This is a genomic window from Frigoribacterium sp. CG_9.8 (assembly GCF_015751965.1).
In the GTDB taxonomy this organism is placed as follows: domain Bacteria; phylum Actinomycetota; class Actinomycetes; order Actinomycetales; family Microbacteriaceae; genus Lacisediminihabitans.
On sequence record NZ_JADOVH010000001.1, the window covers coordinates 229,894 to 244,117 of the forward strand.

Sequence of the window (14,224 nt, forward strand, 5' to 3'; positions counted from 1 at the left end):
CCCTCTCTAACGATTCACTGAAATACTACAGTCAACCTTCAGGAAACCCTCAGAGAGTCCATGATTTCCTTCCGGCGCTCCATCTCCGCTTGGTAGTACCGGTCCCGGTAAGTGACGAAATCGCTGTCGTCAGTTGTGTACGGCATCGGGCGGAGGGTTGAGCCAGGCGGCTTCTTATATGCGTCGTCTTTGCGCTTGCCCTCCTCGAAAATATCGACCGCTTTTGTTGCCTCACAAGTGTCTTCTTCTATGCGGAAACGGATATGCGGGTCGTCGCTGTGGCAGATATAGACAGGCAGGCCACAGTGGCATCGCTCAGACTCAAGGGTCTGTACCGCCTCGATGAGGAGGTAGTCCCACTCGCTCCACTGGGCGTTTGTCGGATTGCGCTTGCGGAATAGAAACGCCGTTGGCGGCAACTTCGCGGAGATTGCCGCCTTGATGATCGAGACGTACCTGGCACCGGCGCTAGATGCCAGGTAGCCCGCTAAAAATCCGCTTGTGCGATGGCCGACTCAGAGATGGCGTTCCTGAACTGCAGGTCATTGACCGCTGCGAAGAACTTTGAGGACTGGCTGATCGGCATGAAGTCGCGGATTGTCTCAATCTCTTCTAGCGAGAGCTTCGTGCCAGAGCGACCATTCCTGTTGTCGCGGAATCGCCCCACCATGTCAAAGGCCAGCTCAAGGAGCTGCTGCTCCTCGAACTCATCCTGTCGATCCTCGGGGATCCCCTTTTCGGTAAGCCCGAGAGTCTTCCGTGCTCGTCGTGCTGCCCCACGAGCGATCTTGTAAGGAATGGCGCGCAGCTCGATTGACAGCGACTCCTTGTTGACCAACGCCCGGACCTCATCGGCCGCCATGTCCATCTCAATCTGCTTCGCACGCAAGGGCGCCATCTGCTCGAGCAGGGCAATGCGCTCACTGATTTGGCGCTCTCCTTCTTCGATCTGGTCTTGAATCTCGCCGGCGTCTTCAGCATTGGCCTTCTTGATATCGCGCTTGAGCTTGGCGACAACTTTCTTGAGTTCGTCGACGCCGCTGCCGTTGCGCTCAGCCTGGTCGAGAATGTTGCGGAGCTGGCCAAGTGCCGCTTCGATGCCAATGAGCTTCTCGCTATTTACTTCGTCGTAGCCGAGGTCAATTTTGACTGTCCGCATATCGCGGTTCTTGATGTTGTCGATCAGACTGCCGGATTCGATGAAGGAGGCCTTGGCCTCTTCGATAATTTCCTCCACCTCGTTCCGCTCGACATTGATGTCGTCGGAAGTGGTTTCCAGTGCGTCGGTCATTGCTCCTCCAAGCATTGTGGGCTGCCTCCCAGCCATTTCCCAGTGTAGGCCGGAAGCCTTTAGCCAGCAAAAAACCCCGCCGCTCGAAAGCGACGGGGTCCTCTGTGTGTTGAAGTTACGCCGTGGTTGTGATTACGACCGCGGTCGACGCAAGCGCGCCCGGGAAGGTGACGCTGATGTTTGCCGTACCCACCGCGATGCGCTGCACGATGCCGTGCTCGGAGACGGTGGCCTTGCTCGGGTCGCTGGTGACCCACTTCGCACCGACCGTGATGTTCTTGCCCTGGTAGATCGCCTTGAGGCGAGCGACAGAGCTGACGATGCCCGAAGCGGCACCCGCCACAATGGACACCGTAGGGGCAACTGCGGCCGCTGGAGCGACGATTCCACGCACTGCCATGTCGGACTGCGGAAGTAGCTCGACAACCCACGAATAGCTGGATGCGCCACGCACGTCGCTCGGGGCGTCCGTAAGGACGTGCCAGGCGTTGTACTCGTGGCCCGCAGCAAGAGCCGACGAGGCGCTTTCCACCGGGCGGTTCAGGAAGATGATGTCGCTTCCAGCGGGCTTTATGCCCACCTCGGCAGCACGGAACGTCGAGGTAGTGTCGCTGTCCTGCGCCTTGAAGCACGAGAGGCTGCCACCGAAATCGCCGTTACCGGAGGTCTTGGCGCCTGCAGCGTCCGCGAAGGAGCGGTCATCTGCAGACAGGCTCGCCTTGGTGTTGAAGTTGGTGCCGTCAAGCTTTGCGGCATCCGTGATGTTGATGAATGTCGCTGCTTCGGTAGCGGTGATTGCCTTGATGTTGGCAACCGCAGTCGCCGGGGCGAAGAACCACGCGAGGTTCTTGTTGGTGAGTACGCGCTTGTTGGGCATGTCTGGATTCCTTAGAGGAGGATCGCGTCTTCAACGCTGATGGACTTGGTGACGAGGGAAACCTCGATGGTCTGGTTGTTGCCGTCTCCGTACATGTCGATCGGGTGATCTGTTTGCACGTAGAAGGCGTTGTACTTCTGGCCCGCCAACGCAGCAGAGTTGTATGCGAATCCGATCCGGCGGAAGGCGATGTAGCGCACGCCGCGCGCACGGATGTTGTCGTTTGCCAGGTTGTAGTTCGAGTCTGTCGCGGCGCTGAGCTTGTCCCGGAAGATGGTGAGCTTCGCGTCGTAGTTCTGACTGGTCGGGACGACGGAGTTGCCGCTGGCGTTGATTGCTTTGTCGCCGTCGGTCTCGGAGCTGCTCTGGGCGAGCTTTGAGTCGTCCTTCACCGAGAGGGTGATGTTTCCGCCGGCGCCTGTGTATCCGGCGCTGGAGCGGTCAACGATGGACAGGTACTCGTTGACTGCGGCTGCGGTCAGGACGCCGATCTTGAAAGATCCGGCCACGCCGATCGACTGGGGATCACCGAGAACCTCGACAGCGGGTATAAGCACCCATGCCTCGGTGTCCGCTGCAATAACTTTGTCGGCCATTAGGAGGCCACCTCTCTTTTGCTCTTCGTGGTGACGGGGGCTCCGTCATTGGATTCGGTTTCGGGGGTGACCTCGGGCTCGGCCGTAACTAGCCGCAGCTCGGGAAACAGGTTTGCAACAGCATCGCTGTACTGGCCCACCAGACCGGTGATTTCGTGCTTGTAGGACTTGAGTTCGCTCATACAGCTAAGTGTAGAGAAACCTACAGCGATTTTCCAGAAACGCGGTATGCTACCCGGTCGACATGTTGATCGTGGTCGCCATAGCCGCAACTTTGGAGAAGATCGCTGGGCGGCTGATGGTGCGTGTGGCTGACCCATTCGAGGCATACGGCATGCGAATTGGGGTGGCGTTTCCATCGCTCGGTATCCAGTTGACCAGACGTTTGACAACCTCCCTGAACAGCGCGTTTAGCGATTTACGGTCTCCGGCGTAGCAGCCAACAACAAACGTCATCGTGTAAGGGATGTCGTCTTCGCCGTCGCCCATCGAGCGGCCACCGCCATTGAGCGCGAACGGGGCACCGACAGACAACACAATGTAGGGCCGCGCCTTGCCAACAGAATCGAGCAAGACATCTGCATCATCTGGGGCCATGTCCAAGATCCGTCCGCCGGCTAGGTCGCTCAATTTTTCGCGGATGCTGGTCTCTTCGTCGATGCCGTCGAAGCTCATTTGTATTCTCGCTTTACATAGTCGGCCAGGCGCTTCTTGAACTCAGCCTTGGCCACCTCTGAGGCATCAAGGAGAGCGTGGACCGGGGCAACCGCAGTGCCCTTGGCCGTGAAGCCGTTCTCTTGCAGCTCGAAGTAAGACTTGCCGCCCGCGGCATTCGCTTCCTGCCCTCCGTCGAGCCAGCCGAAGCGACCTTGAAGCTGATCCCGGTTGACCTGGTATGCCTCGTGCTTGAAGTCGTCGATGTAGTCGCCAGTGTCAATACGGCCAGGGCGCCCTTGCCCCATCGCTTCACGTTCAATACCGGTGCGCGTAATCGACATTTCAATACGGTCTTGCGCAATTTCTTGCCCTGATTGCATCGCCTCCCCCATGGCACCCGACATCTCGGCCATCAGTTCGTTGCGAATGCTTTCAAGCTTCTGCCGAATCCCATCCACAAGGGTCTTGGCGCTTTGCTGGCCAAGAGTTGTACTCATGATGCAACCCAGACCGCAGCGGGCGTGCCAGTTGACTGGCACTCGAGCTTGTTGAGCGCAGCGATGGAGCCGGTGGGTGCGGCCAGTACAGCGAAAGCGAATTGAGTCAGGGCGGGATTGTCCCCACCCGGCAAGACTCGAACGATCATTCCCTTGCTCACTAGCGGGTCGCCGGCTTCGGGAATGAACTGGACCCGGTAGCGGACGATTCCCTGCAGGAGTCCGGCCTCAGTGGCGACCGTCGCGCCGATCGCCTGGACGTAGGCCGCGCGCGGCGCAATCACAACGGCTGGCGTAGAGACGCCACCGGTGTCTGTCAGCGGGTCATAGGGCGTGACCGTCTCGGTCTGGGGGTCGAGCACAACGATGGTGTCTCGGAGCATTCCCGCATCGACGAGCGCGGTGCGAATTGCCCCAAGAAAGTCGGTGTCGATTTCCAGTGCCATGTGCTAAGAGTACCGGTTAGCTGGCTATTTCAAGCAGCGCTTCGAGGCTTCCGCGCTCGAGGGGCCATAACCCAGTCATCGACCCATTCTTCTTTTGTGCGCCAATCAGACTTTGCTGCGGGCTGCACCCCTTTGAGTTCACCATCGCGCAGAGCATTGCGCACTGTTTCTGGGTGCCTTCCTGAATGCAGGGCAGCTTCTCTCGTGGTCATCCACGCCATCTTGTCCTCCTATGTTTAGCCAGCAAATTGAGTGTAGCGCCATTGCGTGCGGCAAAGTAAAGTGACGTGCATGGCATATACCGAAATTCTCCCCTCGGGGAAGTATCGGGGGATCTACCTGTTGCGCGACGGAAGTCGGCGATCAGCAGGATCATTCCCCCATAAACGAACAGCACAAAAGGCAGCCGATGCCGCAGAGGTGGAAGCGCGCGCCCTGAAATGGCGTGACCCGCGCGCGGGCTTGCGTACTTGGGGGGACTGGCAGAAGGAGTGGTGGGCCTCTCGGGCTGTTGAGCCAGGCACTCTCTCACGCGACCTATCCGCAGTAACGAAGCACATGATGCCAAAGTGGGGTGATGTCCCGCTCTCGGACATCACGCGGTTCGCCGTAAAGTCATGGGCGGCTGAGCTGGCTAAATCAGGCCTGGCCGTCGGCACGGTACGTCGCCACGTCTACGTGTTTAGTGCGTCACTGGCTGCAGCAATGGATGCCGAGGTGATCGACTACAACCCTGCCTTCAAGATCAATCTTGTCGGCGGACATCAGGAGGTCCGGCGCTACCTCAAGGGCATTGAGCTGCAGCGACTGCTCAGCAAGTTAGATGGAGTCAACCTGGCGATGATTACTACCCAAGTTGGCACTGGGCTGCGCTGGGGCGAACTAGCTGGGCTCCAGGTCCACCGCGTCGACCTTGAGCGCGACGTTGTGCGCGTCGCTGAGGTGTGGGATGACCAGGGGCATCGGCTCAAGCCATACCCGAAAGGCAAGCGCCCACGGGAGGTCCCAATCCCCGAATGGGCGAAGCCGCTCCTCGCCCAGCAGATCGGTGAGCGCAAGGAGGGGTTCGTCTTCTCCGCGCCAGAGGGCGGCGTTGTCAGCTACCACAACTTCCGCATCCGAGTGTGGCTGCCGGCGGCCAAGGCTGCCGGGCTCGCCGGAGCAAAAAATCACGACCTGCGCCACACCTACGCCTCCATGCTTATCCAGAATGGTGTCCCGCTTGCCGTCGTCGGGCAGCTCCTTGGCCACCGCTCACCGCAGACCACCGCGCTGTACGCCGACCTAGAGGGGTTGCCGAGTGACACGATCTTGAGTGGCTATGCGCGGGCCGTGATCGAACGCTTGACAATGGCGCGTGGGGATTTCGTGGGGAATTGGTCGCCAGCAAGTGCTAGTTATTCACTGTGACTCACCGTGCTGCGAACTCGCAAATCCCCGGAAACACGGGGTTTTTGCGTGCTTGACCGTGATTGCATGTACTTCAATTTGTCCGCTAAGCCCACTCGTAATGAGAAGGTCGTCAGTTCGATTCTGACAGGCGGCTCCATGTAAACAAAGGGATCGGGGGCCGCCAGTCCCGGTCCTTTTGTCTGAGGTGTAGCCGAAGGTTTAGCCGATCGACCACGATCGCTTCATCGCCATCACTACCCAGAGTGGGCAATACTGATGGTTGGCTTTCCTCAATAAGAGAGCTACAGCCAACCAAGCAACTCGCAGCATCAACCGCACGGGAGCAACCATTACGGCATCGAAGTGACATCTGTTGCTCAACGCACGATGTCTGCCGCGAATCTGCCGTTCCTGTTACTTGGCGGTGTGATTCTTTTCATCGGCGGTGCATTATTTGGGTTTTGGGCAGACTGGCAGACCTTCCGCACGCTGCCCGTTGATGCATTCCCAGCCGTGCAACTTTGGGGCGCGTCGAGTATGGGTGGTGTCATTATTTCGGTCATCGGATTTCTGATGATGCTCACCAATTTTTCTCTCAGGTGGGCGAAGTAGCGGCGGCAACAAAACCGCCCCGGCATCGACTCGTGATAGTCACCGCCCGCTCGATCGTGCGGGCGACCGCCGCGAACGATGTCCCGCTGCTCGCTGCGTCGGTAGCGAGCCTCCTGCTGGGCTTTCGGGCGATTCGAAGTGGTTTTGCGCGGGGCAACGCTCTGGTCGACATTGGGACGCAAAACTTCCCCGACAATTCGATAAAGGCGCTCGAGCAGCAAAATCGCCGCGGTCGCAGAGCCGCCATGCCAGGACTCAGCGAATCCATCGGGCAGTCGGCTAGCGTTGTGGCGAGCGAAAGGGGGATGTCCGATGAGTCTGATTCGCATCCGCGAAACGATCATGCGCCCCGCCGCGCTACGCAGAGCCATCTTCCTCCTGACCATGGTCGGTGCACTCGTCGCGGGACTCCTGGGCATGCACACCATCGCGTCCGCAATGGGCGGTCACAACGAGGTGTCTTCCTCGGCGATGACAATGCAGCATGCCCCCCATCCGGCCGGCGGCATGCCGATCGGCGACCTCATTTCCACCGGAGCAGACGACTGCGCTGGCTCGTGCGATCCCGGCCATGCAATGGCCACCGTGGTCTGTGTGCTGGCGCTACTGATCACAATCCTCGCGATCGGCGCGCTGCGAAATTCCACGCAGCGAGGGCTGTTGCGGGTCGCGATGCCTCTGCTTCGCAGTGCTGTCGCCTTCGCGGCGGCCGCGTGGGCTCCGCCCCCCAACCTCGACGCTCTCTCCATCTGCAGAACCTGATTCGGATCACCCGCTCGCGGGTAATACCAGCACCGAACTCCTCACCCTCTGATGAATGGAAAACTTCGCATGTCTTACCTCCGCACCACACTCGCCGTTACCGGCATTCTTGCCACCACTCTCGCCCTGGCCGGCTGTTCAAGCTCGCAGCCCATGGGCGGGATGGGCGGGATGGCTGGTGATTCCAGCTCATCCGCCTCGGCAGGAGATTTCAATACCAAGGACGTCACGTTCACGCAAATGATGATCCCTCACCACGAACAGGCCGTCATGATGTCGGATGTCATCCTCGCGAAGAAGGGGATCGACTCCCGAGTCATTGAGCTGGCCACGAACATCAAGTCCGCGCAGGGCCCCGAAATCAAGACCATGAAGTCATGGCTGAAGGCATGGGGTGCATCCGACGGCGGCATGGCGGGCATGGACCACGGCAATAGCGGGATGATGTCTGATTCCGAGATGACCGGGCTGGATAGCGCAACCGGAACCGACGCGGCACGACTCTTCCTCACCGGCATGACCGCCCACCACGAGGGAGCCATCGTGATGGCCGAGACCGAGGTCACCGGTGGCAAGAACGCCGATGCGATCTCCCTCGCGAAGGAGATCATCGCCGCCCAGACGAGCGAGATCACGGCCATGAAGGAGATCCTGGTCAGCCTGTAGCGGCACTCCGTTGTTGGGGCGGATGTTTCGAGGGGCCAGCGCTTTGCGCAGCTCGATCATCCGCTCCAGGGCCGGTAGCGCGGCCTCGATAACGGCGGTCTCCACCGCAGAGAGCGGCTCGAGCAATTCGGCGATGATCTGCTGTCGCGCCTGTCGCGCCACCCGCACAGCCCCGAGACCCGCATCCGTCACCCGGATCAACCATGCCCGGCCATCGGCCGGATCGGGCGTTCGCAAAATCAGCGACTGAGCTTCGAGTTCTGCGACGAGGCGAGTGGTGCTCGGAGCGGAAACGTGCTCCACCTGTGCCAGGTCGGCAAGCCGCAGCGGCCCATTTTTGGCCACGGACACCAGCGCGGACAGCAGGCCGTGGCTGAGGCCGCCGTGGGCCGACCGCAGGCGACGGGTGAGCTGGCCAATGACGAATGCGGGGCGCCCGGCGGAGTCCGGGAGAAGTCAGTCGATGGTGCCACGCCCTTTCGTGCCCGCCCGGCGAGTCCCGGTCTAGACGTTGCTCATCGTTGCGGCCACCCCCTGCGGGGCATCCTCATCCTCCTGCGCCTCAGTCTCCTGTTCTTTCTCGACCTGGATGGACTTGCCTCCGGCCGCGAGGGACGCAATCACGCCGGTGAGTGCAGCGGCAGCTAAACGCCCCGCGCCTGATCGAGGCGAGAAGCCCAGCGAAGTTGCGGCGCTCGATCGGGAACGCCTCGGTGAGGATGGCGGTGGCGGTGGCGGAAAGTCACACTTCCTGTGGTCGTGTGTGCGGTTTTAGTGTGGGCCGTGGCATCCGTCATTCACTCCTGTTTTTCAATGGACCTTCGCGCGATGATTCGCGGAGCCAAGACAACGAGGGCGAAAGTTCCGATGACTGCTCGCACCCCAGCAAAGATCAGCACCCACCACCCAACCGCTCGTCCGGTGAGCAATAAGACCACGCCGATCACGACCAGTGCGATATCGGCGGCATACGGCACCCGCAGCCAAAACAGAATACGGCGGGTTGCTTGCATCCCTCCATGGTGCGCCGCCCTGCTGAGAAGCCATCGACTCGATTTCGCCAGGCCGACCGAATCCAGTAGGGCTGGCCGTGGTGTGTGCAGACACTTTCACGGTGCATGAGCAAGCTCCACCGAAGCGATTCGGGCTGATCCAGCGGATTCAGGTTCTACCGCGGCCTTATTAGATCGAAACGGCCTTCGGCGAGGATCTCGAAGTAGGCGCTCGGTCCGCCCGCACGCAACACCGGATGGGCAAGAGCAGTCTGGTAGACACCGCCGGCAATCATGGCTTCATCGATATGCACCGCGACAACTTCCCCGATGGTGAGCACGCCGGTAAAGGCCTGCCCGTCTGCGCCGCGCAATGCAATGACATCACTGACCCGACACTCGAAACTCACTGGAGAGGCCGCGACACGGGGAGCACTGATATCCACAGATTCAGCAGCCTCCAGCCCGGCTGCGACAAATTCATCGGTGTCGGCCGTCGTCGACGTTGCGTTCATCTGCTCTGTGAGAGCGCGCGTCACGAGGTTCCAGGTGAACTCGCCGCTCAGCTCAGCGTTGCGTGCGGTGTGTTTGCGGTCGGTACTTGCGAAGCCAATGAGTGGAGGTGCGTATGAGAACGCGTTGAAGAAGCTGTAGGGAGCGAGATTGCGCACTCCAGCTGGGGAAAGCGTTCCGATCCAACCAATTGGACGCGGATGACGGCGCTCAGCGAATTTCCCCAGTGTTGCTCGTCGAATTTCCCCAGGTCGCGGGGTTAGGTTAGCGCAGGTTTGTGCCGGTTGTCACGCGGCGTAGTTCGTTGGATGCGGCGGCGTGGTTGCGGAGCCGGTAGGAGGCTCCGTCGAGGGTGACGACGACGGATCGGTGCAGGAGTCGGTCGAGCATTGCGGCGGCGACGGTGGTGTCGCCGAGGATCTCGCCCCAGGCGCCGACGGGCCTGTTCGTGGTGATCACGATCGACGTTTTCAGGTAGCGCTGGTTGATGACTTGGAAGAGTGCTGATGCGGCCTCGGCCGGCAGCGGCAGGTAGCCCAGTTCGTCGATCACGAGCAACGTTGGCCCGGCGAAGAACCGCATCATCGTGCCCCACTTGCCTTCGATCGCGGCGCGGTGGCAGCGGGCGGCGAGGTCAGCGGCGGAGGTGAAGTAGGTGCGGTATCCGGCCGTCACGGCGGCGTGTCCAAGGCCGGTGGCGATGTGGGTTTTCCCGACTCCGGGCGGGCCGATCAGGAGCACGTTCGTCGCGGTCTCGAGGTAGCGGCAGGTGCCCAGTTCGGCGAGCAGGTTGCGGTCGATGCCGGAGGCCGCGTCAAGGTCGAAGTCGTCCAGGGTCGCGCCGGTGGGCAGGTTCGCGAACCGGAACCGCCCGGAGAGACGGCGGGCGTCGGTCGCGGTGACCTCGATCGCCAAAAGGTGTTCGAGTGCGTGGGTGAGGGACCAGCCCTCGGCTTGGGCCTGGTCGAGGACGCTCGGCAGCGCGTCGGCGGCGTCGGCGAGTTTCAACTCGGTCAGATGCCCCTTCAGCTGCTGGTAGATGCTCGCTGGCGTCAGCACGCTCGTCGCGGTCGCGGGTGTTGTGGTGGTGAAGGGTGTGTTCATCGGAGGGTGTTCCTGTTCTTCGCGGCCTGCTCGTATACGGCCAGGTTGATCACGGTCGTGGTGGGTGTGGGGGCGTCGGCTAGTTCCATTGCAGCGGCGCGGGCGTCGGCCCCCGGCGGGATGCGTTCCTTCTTCCGGTGCGGGCGGCCGGGAGGCGCCGACGCCAGGGCGATGCTCTCCAGCGCGGTGACGTGTCCACTGTCGCGGATAGTGACCCCGAGCCCCGGCTCAGTGACCTGGTGGCGGGCGAGGACCACACCGGAGACTGTGGCGATGTCGATGGTGTTCGCGCCGAGCCGTTGGTGGACGATAACCTTCGTCGCGGCCAGCTCGGGCGGGACCGAGTACCGGTTGCCACGCCAGTCGATCAGCGCCTGCCGGGTCGCGGTGCGCTCTTCCGTCACCACGACGGGGAACAGGGTCGGCGGTAGCGGGGCGAGGCGTTCCGCGGCGAACATTACCGCCGCGGTCGTCGACCCGTCGCGGCCCTCGCGGCGCCGACCATCCTGGCTCCTCGCGAACGCGGTGAGGCTGCGCTGTGCCTGCTCGAGGGTGAGCTCGTCGGCGAGGTTCCGCCACCACCGTTGCGCGGCGGTGTGGTTGTTCTTCTCGACCACCCCTTTGCGGTTCCCCGAGCGGAGCCGGCAGGCGACCACGCTGACCGCATGGTGTTTGGAGAACGCGGCGAACATCGGCGTCAGATCACTCGTGCCGGCCTTCAGCACCGTGGTCATCCGGTCGAACCGCCAGACTTTCGTCACCCCGCCCAGCAAGCCCAACAGCAGAGTCATCGCGGCCAGCAGGTGTGGGAGGTCCATCGATGGGGAGATCACCGCCCGCCACACTCCGGAGTGCGCCAACGACCCCACAAGCACGTAGGCGCGTTTCGTGGGAAACACCCACCCGGTTGGTGCGTCAGGCAGCTCGACCCAGTCGAACTGGGTTTCCTCCCCGGGCGGGTGCTCGATGATCGCGTTCGGTCGTTTCGTCACATGCGCGCACGCCGTGCAGGCCGGCCGCAACCCGCGATCCCGAACCTGGCGAGTGAGCGTCGGATAAGAGCCGGTAAAGCCCAACGGTCGCAGCTCGTCGAGCAGTGTTGCCGCCCATAAGTGCGGGTCCTCGATGAGCCTCGCAGCGACATAGGCGATGAACTTGTCGAACGAATCCGGGTCGGCACGTTCACGCTGCCCCGGAGTGGCCTGCCCGGCCAGGTATGAGCGGATTGTTTTGCGGTCGTGGTCGGTGCGGCGGGCGATCTCACTGATCGTCATCCCTTGTCGTTTGAGCGCGTGGATATCCACGTCGTCCTCCTGGCGAAAGCATAGGAGCAGGGCCTTTCTCGTACTGGTGTGTGGTCGAAGACCATCAGCATCGAGGAAGGCCCGCTCCTATGAGCGGAAGCGACCCGGGGTGGGGAATTTCAGTGAGCAGAACTGGGGAATTTCAGTGAGCGCCGTCACGGACCGACGATTGCGTTGAATGGGTCATGCGACAGGCGGTGACCCTCTGCTGGACGATAGAAATGCGAAGGCATGGTCTCCAGTAAAGCATCGGTCCACACAACCGACCCGCCTCCCTGCAAACGGCAGCAAGGTGGCGTCTAACCCATGGGTGGCGGCCATTTCAGTGAGTGAATAATCTATCGGCGGACAGCACGAACACACATGACGGTGCGCCGTCGCTCATCTGTCTTCGACGGCGAGATCCTGCAGGGCGCGCATCGCGCGCGCAGCAGAGTTGTATGGAACAAAGATGTGATCGTGAGTGAAACCGGCCACAACATTTGCGCTGATACCCGCAACTGAGAGCGCTTGACTGACCGCCGCGGTCAGTCCCACCGCATCAAGCGCCGAATGGACTTCCAACGTGATCCAGGCTGCGACGAAGTCGTACGCCAATCCACAATCATCGGCCTCATGCTGTGGGATAACTACCGTCAACCCTTCGGGCTCCCGGACCGTGACAATGGGAGCAATGCCAGGCGGCAGGTCACCCTGAACCTGCGCGTAAACAAATCGGCCGTCATTCAGACGCGGCGACAGGTGGCGCAGCAATGCATCCAAATCAGATTCGCCGTTGACCATCTGGCACCCACCTATGTCCGCTGTAATGTCGCCGTTGCTGTCGTCTATCAAACCAGCTTCATCAGGAACCCTTTTCTCACGAATTCACTCGCAATTGCGCTCGCTTCACCCGAGATCATAAATTTCAAAGCACTCACGAGAATGCCTCCTTTGTCAATTTTCCACCTCGACGGGTAATCGCTGGCAGAACCCTGGTCGAGACGTATCTTGGTGGGTCGATGACCGAGTCGCTCGGGGCGGCTAGGGTTTGCTCGTGTCGTTAGGTTGGGGGTTCAGGCGGCTTTGGGTGGGTAACGCGGCCGGCAACCTGAGCGACGGTCTGATTTTCGTGGCGATACCGCTGCTGGCAACATCGTTGACGACGGATGCCATTTTCATCGCTGGCCTTGCCGCTATGTACTCGGCGGTGCGGTTGCTCGTGGTGGTCCCGGTCGGGGTTTATGTCGATCATTTCGATCGTCGAACGATCTTGTGGATCACGAATCTCAGCCGGGCGTCGCTCTTGATCATGATGGCGGTCCTGTTCGCAATCGGTTTTGGCTCCGTTCCGCTGCTGTATGTCGTCCTCGCGGGCGTCGGAATTTTGGAGACCGCCGCGGACAACGCGGCGCTGTCGATCCTGCCGTCGGTCGTCCCGGCCAACAAACTGGACCAGGCGAACAGCCGCATCTCGGCAGCCCAACTCCTCGCCGATGAATTCGCAGGTCCGCCACTGGGCGGACTCCTGTTCGCCCTCGGGGTGGCGGTTCCGGTTCCGGTCTGGGCCGCTGGCGGCCTCTATGCAGCGGCCGGGCTCTTCTTCCTCGCGCTCCCGCGTCCGGGCGTCGTCAACGGCTTTGCCTCGCCTCGCCGATCCGTGTTCCGTGAAGCCGTGGACGGTGCCCGTTGGCTTCGCGGACACCGCTTGTTGAGCGGCCTGGCGGTAGTTGGCGGGCTCGCGAGTATCGCGTACATGATGCCATTCTCGGTCCTGGTGCTGTTCGCTCAGCAAACTCTGGGTCTTGGTGCGGCGGGGTATGGCCTGATTCTGGCGGTGTCAGCACTTGGTGGTCTTGTCGGGTCGATCATCACAGCTCCACTTCGTTTACGTGTGGGGTACGGACGGATGATCGTGGGGAGTCTTTGCCTCGGTGCCGCGTCTATGTTCGCGCTCGCATTCGTCCGGATTCCCTGGGTGGCCGCGGTCCTCCTGGCCGCGTACATCCTGCACTCCGTCGTGTGGGGAATCTGCGTGAGCTCGCTTCGGCAGCGTCTTGTCCCTGAGCACCTCCGAGGGCGGGTCAACGCATTGTCCAAGGTTCTCAGTCTTGTCGGTCTCACCGTGGGAGCAGCCCTTGGCGGGGTTCTCGCCTCGTTGCTGCCCTTGTCCGTGCCGTTCCTGGCGAGTGGCACCCTTTTCATCTGCTGCGGCGTAATCTCGCTATTCCTCTGCGAGCAGGGTGTACCCAAGGCTGTCGACCCACCTTCCGCACGGTGCAGCGACCCGCGCACTTCGTGCAGTTCCCGGCGCATGCCGACTCTTTCCATCAGGCGCCAGGATGCCGTGTTGTCGGCGAAGCATTTAGCCGTCACCCGGCGTAGTTCCAATTCCTCGAAACAGATACGGATCAATTCCCGCACTGTCTCAGTTGCACACCCGTGACCTGTGGACACCACATCCAAACACCATCCGATCATCACCACCACGGCAGAGGAGATTAAGAGCTTCAATCCTGTGTTGATCGGGTGCGGT

The 14,224-nt window shown here is 61.3% G+C and carries 17 protein-coding genes and 3 pseudogenes; 5 read left to right on the forward strand and 15 right to left on the reverse strand.

Translation table 11 applies throughout. The annotated features are described in order from the left end of the window. Positions 1–38: 38 nt before the first annotated feature. The 8 genes from IWX88_RS01275 to IWX88_RS01310 form a co-directional block, all read right to left on the reverse strand. On the reverse strand, positions 39–419 hold the full coding sequence (locus IWX88_RS01275; protein WP_196826594.1) for a hypothetical protein: 381 nt from the start codon (positions 417–419) through the stop codon (positions 39–41). A 68-nt stretch (positions 420–487) separates the two neighbouring features. Next, entirely contained in the window at positions 488–1,291 is an 804-nt protein-coding gene (locus tag IWX88_RS01280) for a hypothetical protein (protein ID WP_196826595.1), read from the reverse strand. A gap of 115 nt (positions 1,292–1,406) precedes the next feature. After that, the gene (locus tag IWX88_RS01285; RefSeq protein ID WP_196826596.1) at positions 1,407–2,168 is read right to left on the reverse strand and encodes a hypothetical protein; all 762 of its coding nucleotides are present in this window, start codon (positions 2,166–2,168) and stop codon (positions 1,407–1,409) included. Positions 2,169–2,179: 11 nt separating this feature from the next. After that, positions 2,180–2,764, reverse strand: a complete 585-nt coding sequence (locus tag IWX88_RS01290; RefSeq protein ID WP_196826597.1) for a hypothetical protein — start codon at positions 2,762–2,764, stop codon at positions 2,180–2,182. Beyond that, positions 2,764–2,946, reverse strand: a complete 183-nt coding sequence (locus IWX88_RS01295; RefSeq protein ID WP_196826598.1) for a hypothetical protein — start codon at positions 2,944–2,946, stop codon at positions 2,764–2,766. The genes IWX88_RS01290 and IWX88_RS01295 overlap by 1 nt, the downstream gene beginning before the upstream one ends. Positions 2,947–2,995: 49 nt before the next feature. Continuing rightward, positions 2,996–3,439: a hypothetical protein gene (locus IWX88_RS01300; protein WP_196826599.1), complete on the reverse strand. Its 444-nt coding sequence runs from the start codon at positions 3,437–3,439 to the stop codon at positions 2,996–2,998. Continuing rightward, complete coding sequence (locus IWX88_RS01305) at positions 3,436–3,918, reverse strand: hypothetical protein (protein ID WP_196826600.1); 483 nt, start codon at positions 3,916–3,918, stop codon at positions 3,436–3,438. Before IWX88_RS01305 ends, IWX88_RS01300 begins: the two co-directional genes overlap by 4 nt. Next, positions 3,915–4,364 carry a DUF6093 family protein gene (locus IWX88_RS01310; protein WP_196826601.1) on the reverse strand — a complete coding sequence of 150 codons (450 nt, stop codon included), beginning with the start codon at positions 4,362–4,364 and terminating at the stop codon, positions 3,915–3,917. The genes IWX88_RS01305 and IWX88_RS01310 overlap by 4 nt, the downstream gene beginning before the upstream one ends. A 291-nt stretch (positions 4,365–4,655) precedes the next feature. Between IWX88_RS01310 and IWX88_RS01315 the strand changes: the two genes are divergently transcribed. The 4 genes from IWX88_RS01315 to IWX88_RS01330 all read left to right on the forward strand — a co-directional run bounded on the left by IWX88_RS01315 (position 4,656) and on the right by IWX88_RS01330 (position 7,796). Continuing rightward, complete coding sequence (locus tag IWX88_RS01315; RefSeq protein WP_196826602.1) at positions 4,656–5,774, forward strand: site-specific integrase; 1,119 nt, start codon at positions 4,656–4,658, stop codon at positions 5,772–5,774. Between the two features lie 345 nt (positions 5,775–6,119). Continuing rightward, the gene (locus IWX88_RS01320) at positions 6,120–6,368 is read left to right on the forward strand and encodes a hypothetical protein (protein ID WP_196826603.1); all 249 of its coding nucleotides are present in this window, start codon (positions 6,120–6,122) and stop codon (positions 6,366–6,368) included. Between the two features lie 312 nt (positions 6,369–6,680). Beyond that, positions 6,681–7,130, forward strand: coding sequence for a DUF6153 family protein (locus tag IWX88_RS01325; RefSeq protein WP_196826604.1), 450 nt, complete (start codon positions 6,681–6,683; stop codon positions 7,128–7,130). A 69-nt stretch (positions 7,131–7,199) separates the two neighbouring features. Next, complete coding sequence (locus IWX88_RS01330; protein ID WP_196826605.1) at positions 7,200–7,796, forward strand: DUF305 domain-containing protein; 597 nt, start codon at positions 7,200–7,202, stop codon at positions 7,794–7,796. Between the two features lie 189 nt (positions 7,797–7,985). Here IWX88_RS01330 and IWX88_RS14140 read toward each other — a convergent pair. The 6 genes and pseudogenes from IWX88_RS14140 to IWX88_RS01355 all read right to left on the reverse strand — a co-directional run. Next, positions 7,986–8,216 (reverse strand): annotated as a pseudogene (locus IWX88_RS14140) (MarR family transcriptional regulator); the annotation flags it as partial. A gap of 377 nt (positions 8,217–8,593) precedes the next feature. Next, entirely contained in the window at positions 8,594–8,809 is a 216-nt protein-coding gene (locus IWX88_RS01335; protein WP_196826606.1) for a hypothetical protein, read from the reverse strand. Positions 8,810–8,964: 155 nt separating this feature from the next. Next, positions 8,965–9,543: a flavin reductase family protein gene (locus IWX88_RS01340; RefSeq protein ID WP_196827752.1), complete on the reverse strand. Its 579-nt coding sequence runs from the start codon at positions 9,541–9,543 to the stop codon at positions 8,965–8,967. Positions 9,544–9,565: 22 nt separating this feature from the next. Continuing rightward, positions 9,566–10,405, reverse strand: coding sequence for an IS21-like element helper ATPase IstB (istB, locus tag IWX88_RS01345; RefSeq protein WP_196826607.1), 840 nt, complete (start codon positions 10,403–10,405; stop codon positions 9,566–9,568). After that, a complete protein-coding gene (locus IWX88_RS01350; RefSeq protein WP_196827754.1) occupies positions 10,402–11,679 on the reverse strand; it encodes a DDE-type integrase/transposase/recombinase in 1,278 nt (425 codons plus the stop codon). The genes istB and IWX88_RS01350 overlap by 4 nt, the downstream gene beginning before the upstream one ends. 411 nt (positions 11,680–12,090) lie before the next feature. Continuing rightward, entirely contained in the window at positions 12,091–12,492 is a 402-nt protein-coding gene (locus IWX88_RS01355; protein ID WP_196826608.1) for an ACT domain-containing protein, read from the reverse strand. A 286-nt stretch (positions 12,493–12,778) separates the two neighbouring features. On the opposite strand from IWX88_RS01355, the pseudogene IWX88_RS01360 reads away from it, so the two are divergent. Further along, a pseudogene (locus IWX88_RS01360) lies at positions 12,779–13,894 on the forward strand (MFS transporter); the annotation flags it as partial. A gap of 164 nt (positions 13,895–14,058) precedes the next feature. Here the strand turns inward: IWX88_RS01360 and IWX88_RS13695 are convergent. After that, positions 14,059–14,169 (reverse strand): annotated as a pseudogene (locus IWX88_RS13695) (N-acetyltransferase); the annotation flags it as partial. Positions 14,170–14,224 lie beyond the last annotated feature (55 nt).

Excerpts from the sequence above, each read along its gene's own strand:
- IWX88_RS01325 (WP_196826604.1), top strand. The coding sequence starts at position 6,681 with ATGAGTCTGATTCGCATCCGCGAAACGATCATGCGCCCCGCCGCGCTA.
- istB (WP_196826607.1), bottom strand. The coding sequence starts at position 10,405 with ATGAACACACCCTTCACCACCACAACACCCGCGACCGCGACGAGCGTG.
- IWX88_RS01330 (WP_196826605.1), top strand. The coding sequence starts at position 7,200 with ATGTCTTACCTCCGCACCACACTCGCCGTTACCGGCATTCTTGCCACC.
- IWX88_RS01305 (WP_196826600.1), bottom strand. The coding sequence starts at position 3,918 with ATGAGTACAACTCTTGGCCAGCAAAGCGCCAAGACCCTTGTGGATGGG.
- IWX88_RS01290 (WP_196826597.1), bottom strand. The coding sequence starts at position 2,764 with ATGGCCGACAAAGTTATTGCAGCGGACACCGAGGCATGGGTGCTTATA.
- IWX88_RS01295 (WP_196826598.1), bottom strand. The coding sequence starts at position 2,946 with ATGAGCGAACTCAAGTCCTACAAGCACGAAATCACCGGTCTGGTGGGC.
- IWX88_RS01300 (WP_196826599.1), bottom strand. The coding sequence starts at position 3,439 with ATGAGCTTCGACGGCATCGACGAAGAGACCAGCATCCGCGAAAAATTG.
- IWX88_RS01350 (WP_196827754.1), bottom strand. The coding sequence starts at position 11,679 with ATGACGATCAGTGAGATCGCCCGCCGCACCGACCACGACCGCAAAACA.
- IWX88_RS01310 (WP_196826601.1), bottom strand. The coding sequence starts at position 4,364 with ATGGCACTGGAAATCGACACCGACTTTCTTGGGGCAATTCGCACCGCG.
- IWX88_RS01355 (WP_196826608.1), bottom strand. The coding sequence starts at position 12,492 with ATGGTCAACGGCGAATCTGATTTGGATGCATTGCTGCGCCACCTGTCG.
- IWX88_RS01285 (WP_196826596.1), bottom strand. The coding sequence starts at position 2,168 with ATGCCCAACAAGCGCGTACTCACCAACAAGAACCTCGCGTGGTTCTTC.
- IWX88_RS01315 (WP_196826602.1), top strand. The coding sequence starts at position 4,656 with ATGGCATATACCGAAATTCTCCCCTCGGGGAAGTATCGGGGGATCTAC.
- IWX88_RS01335 (WP_196826606.1), bottom strand. The coding sequence starts at position 8,809 with ATGCAAGCAACCCGCCGTATTCTGTTTTGGCTGCGGGTGCCGTATGCC.
- IWX88_RS01280 (WP_196826595.1), bottom strand. The coding sequence starts at position 1,291 with ATGACCGACGCACTGGAAACCACTTCCGACGACATCAATGTCGAGCGG.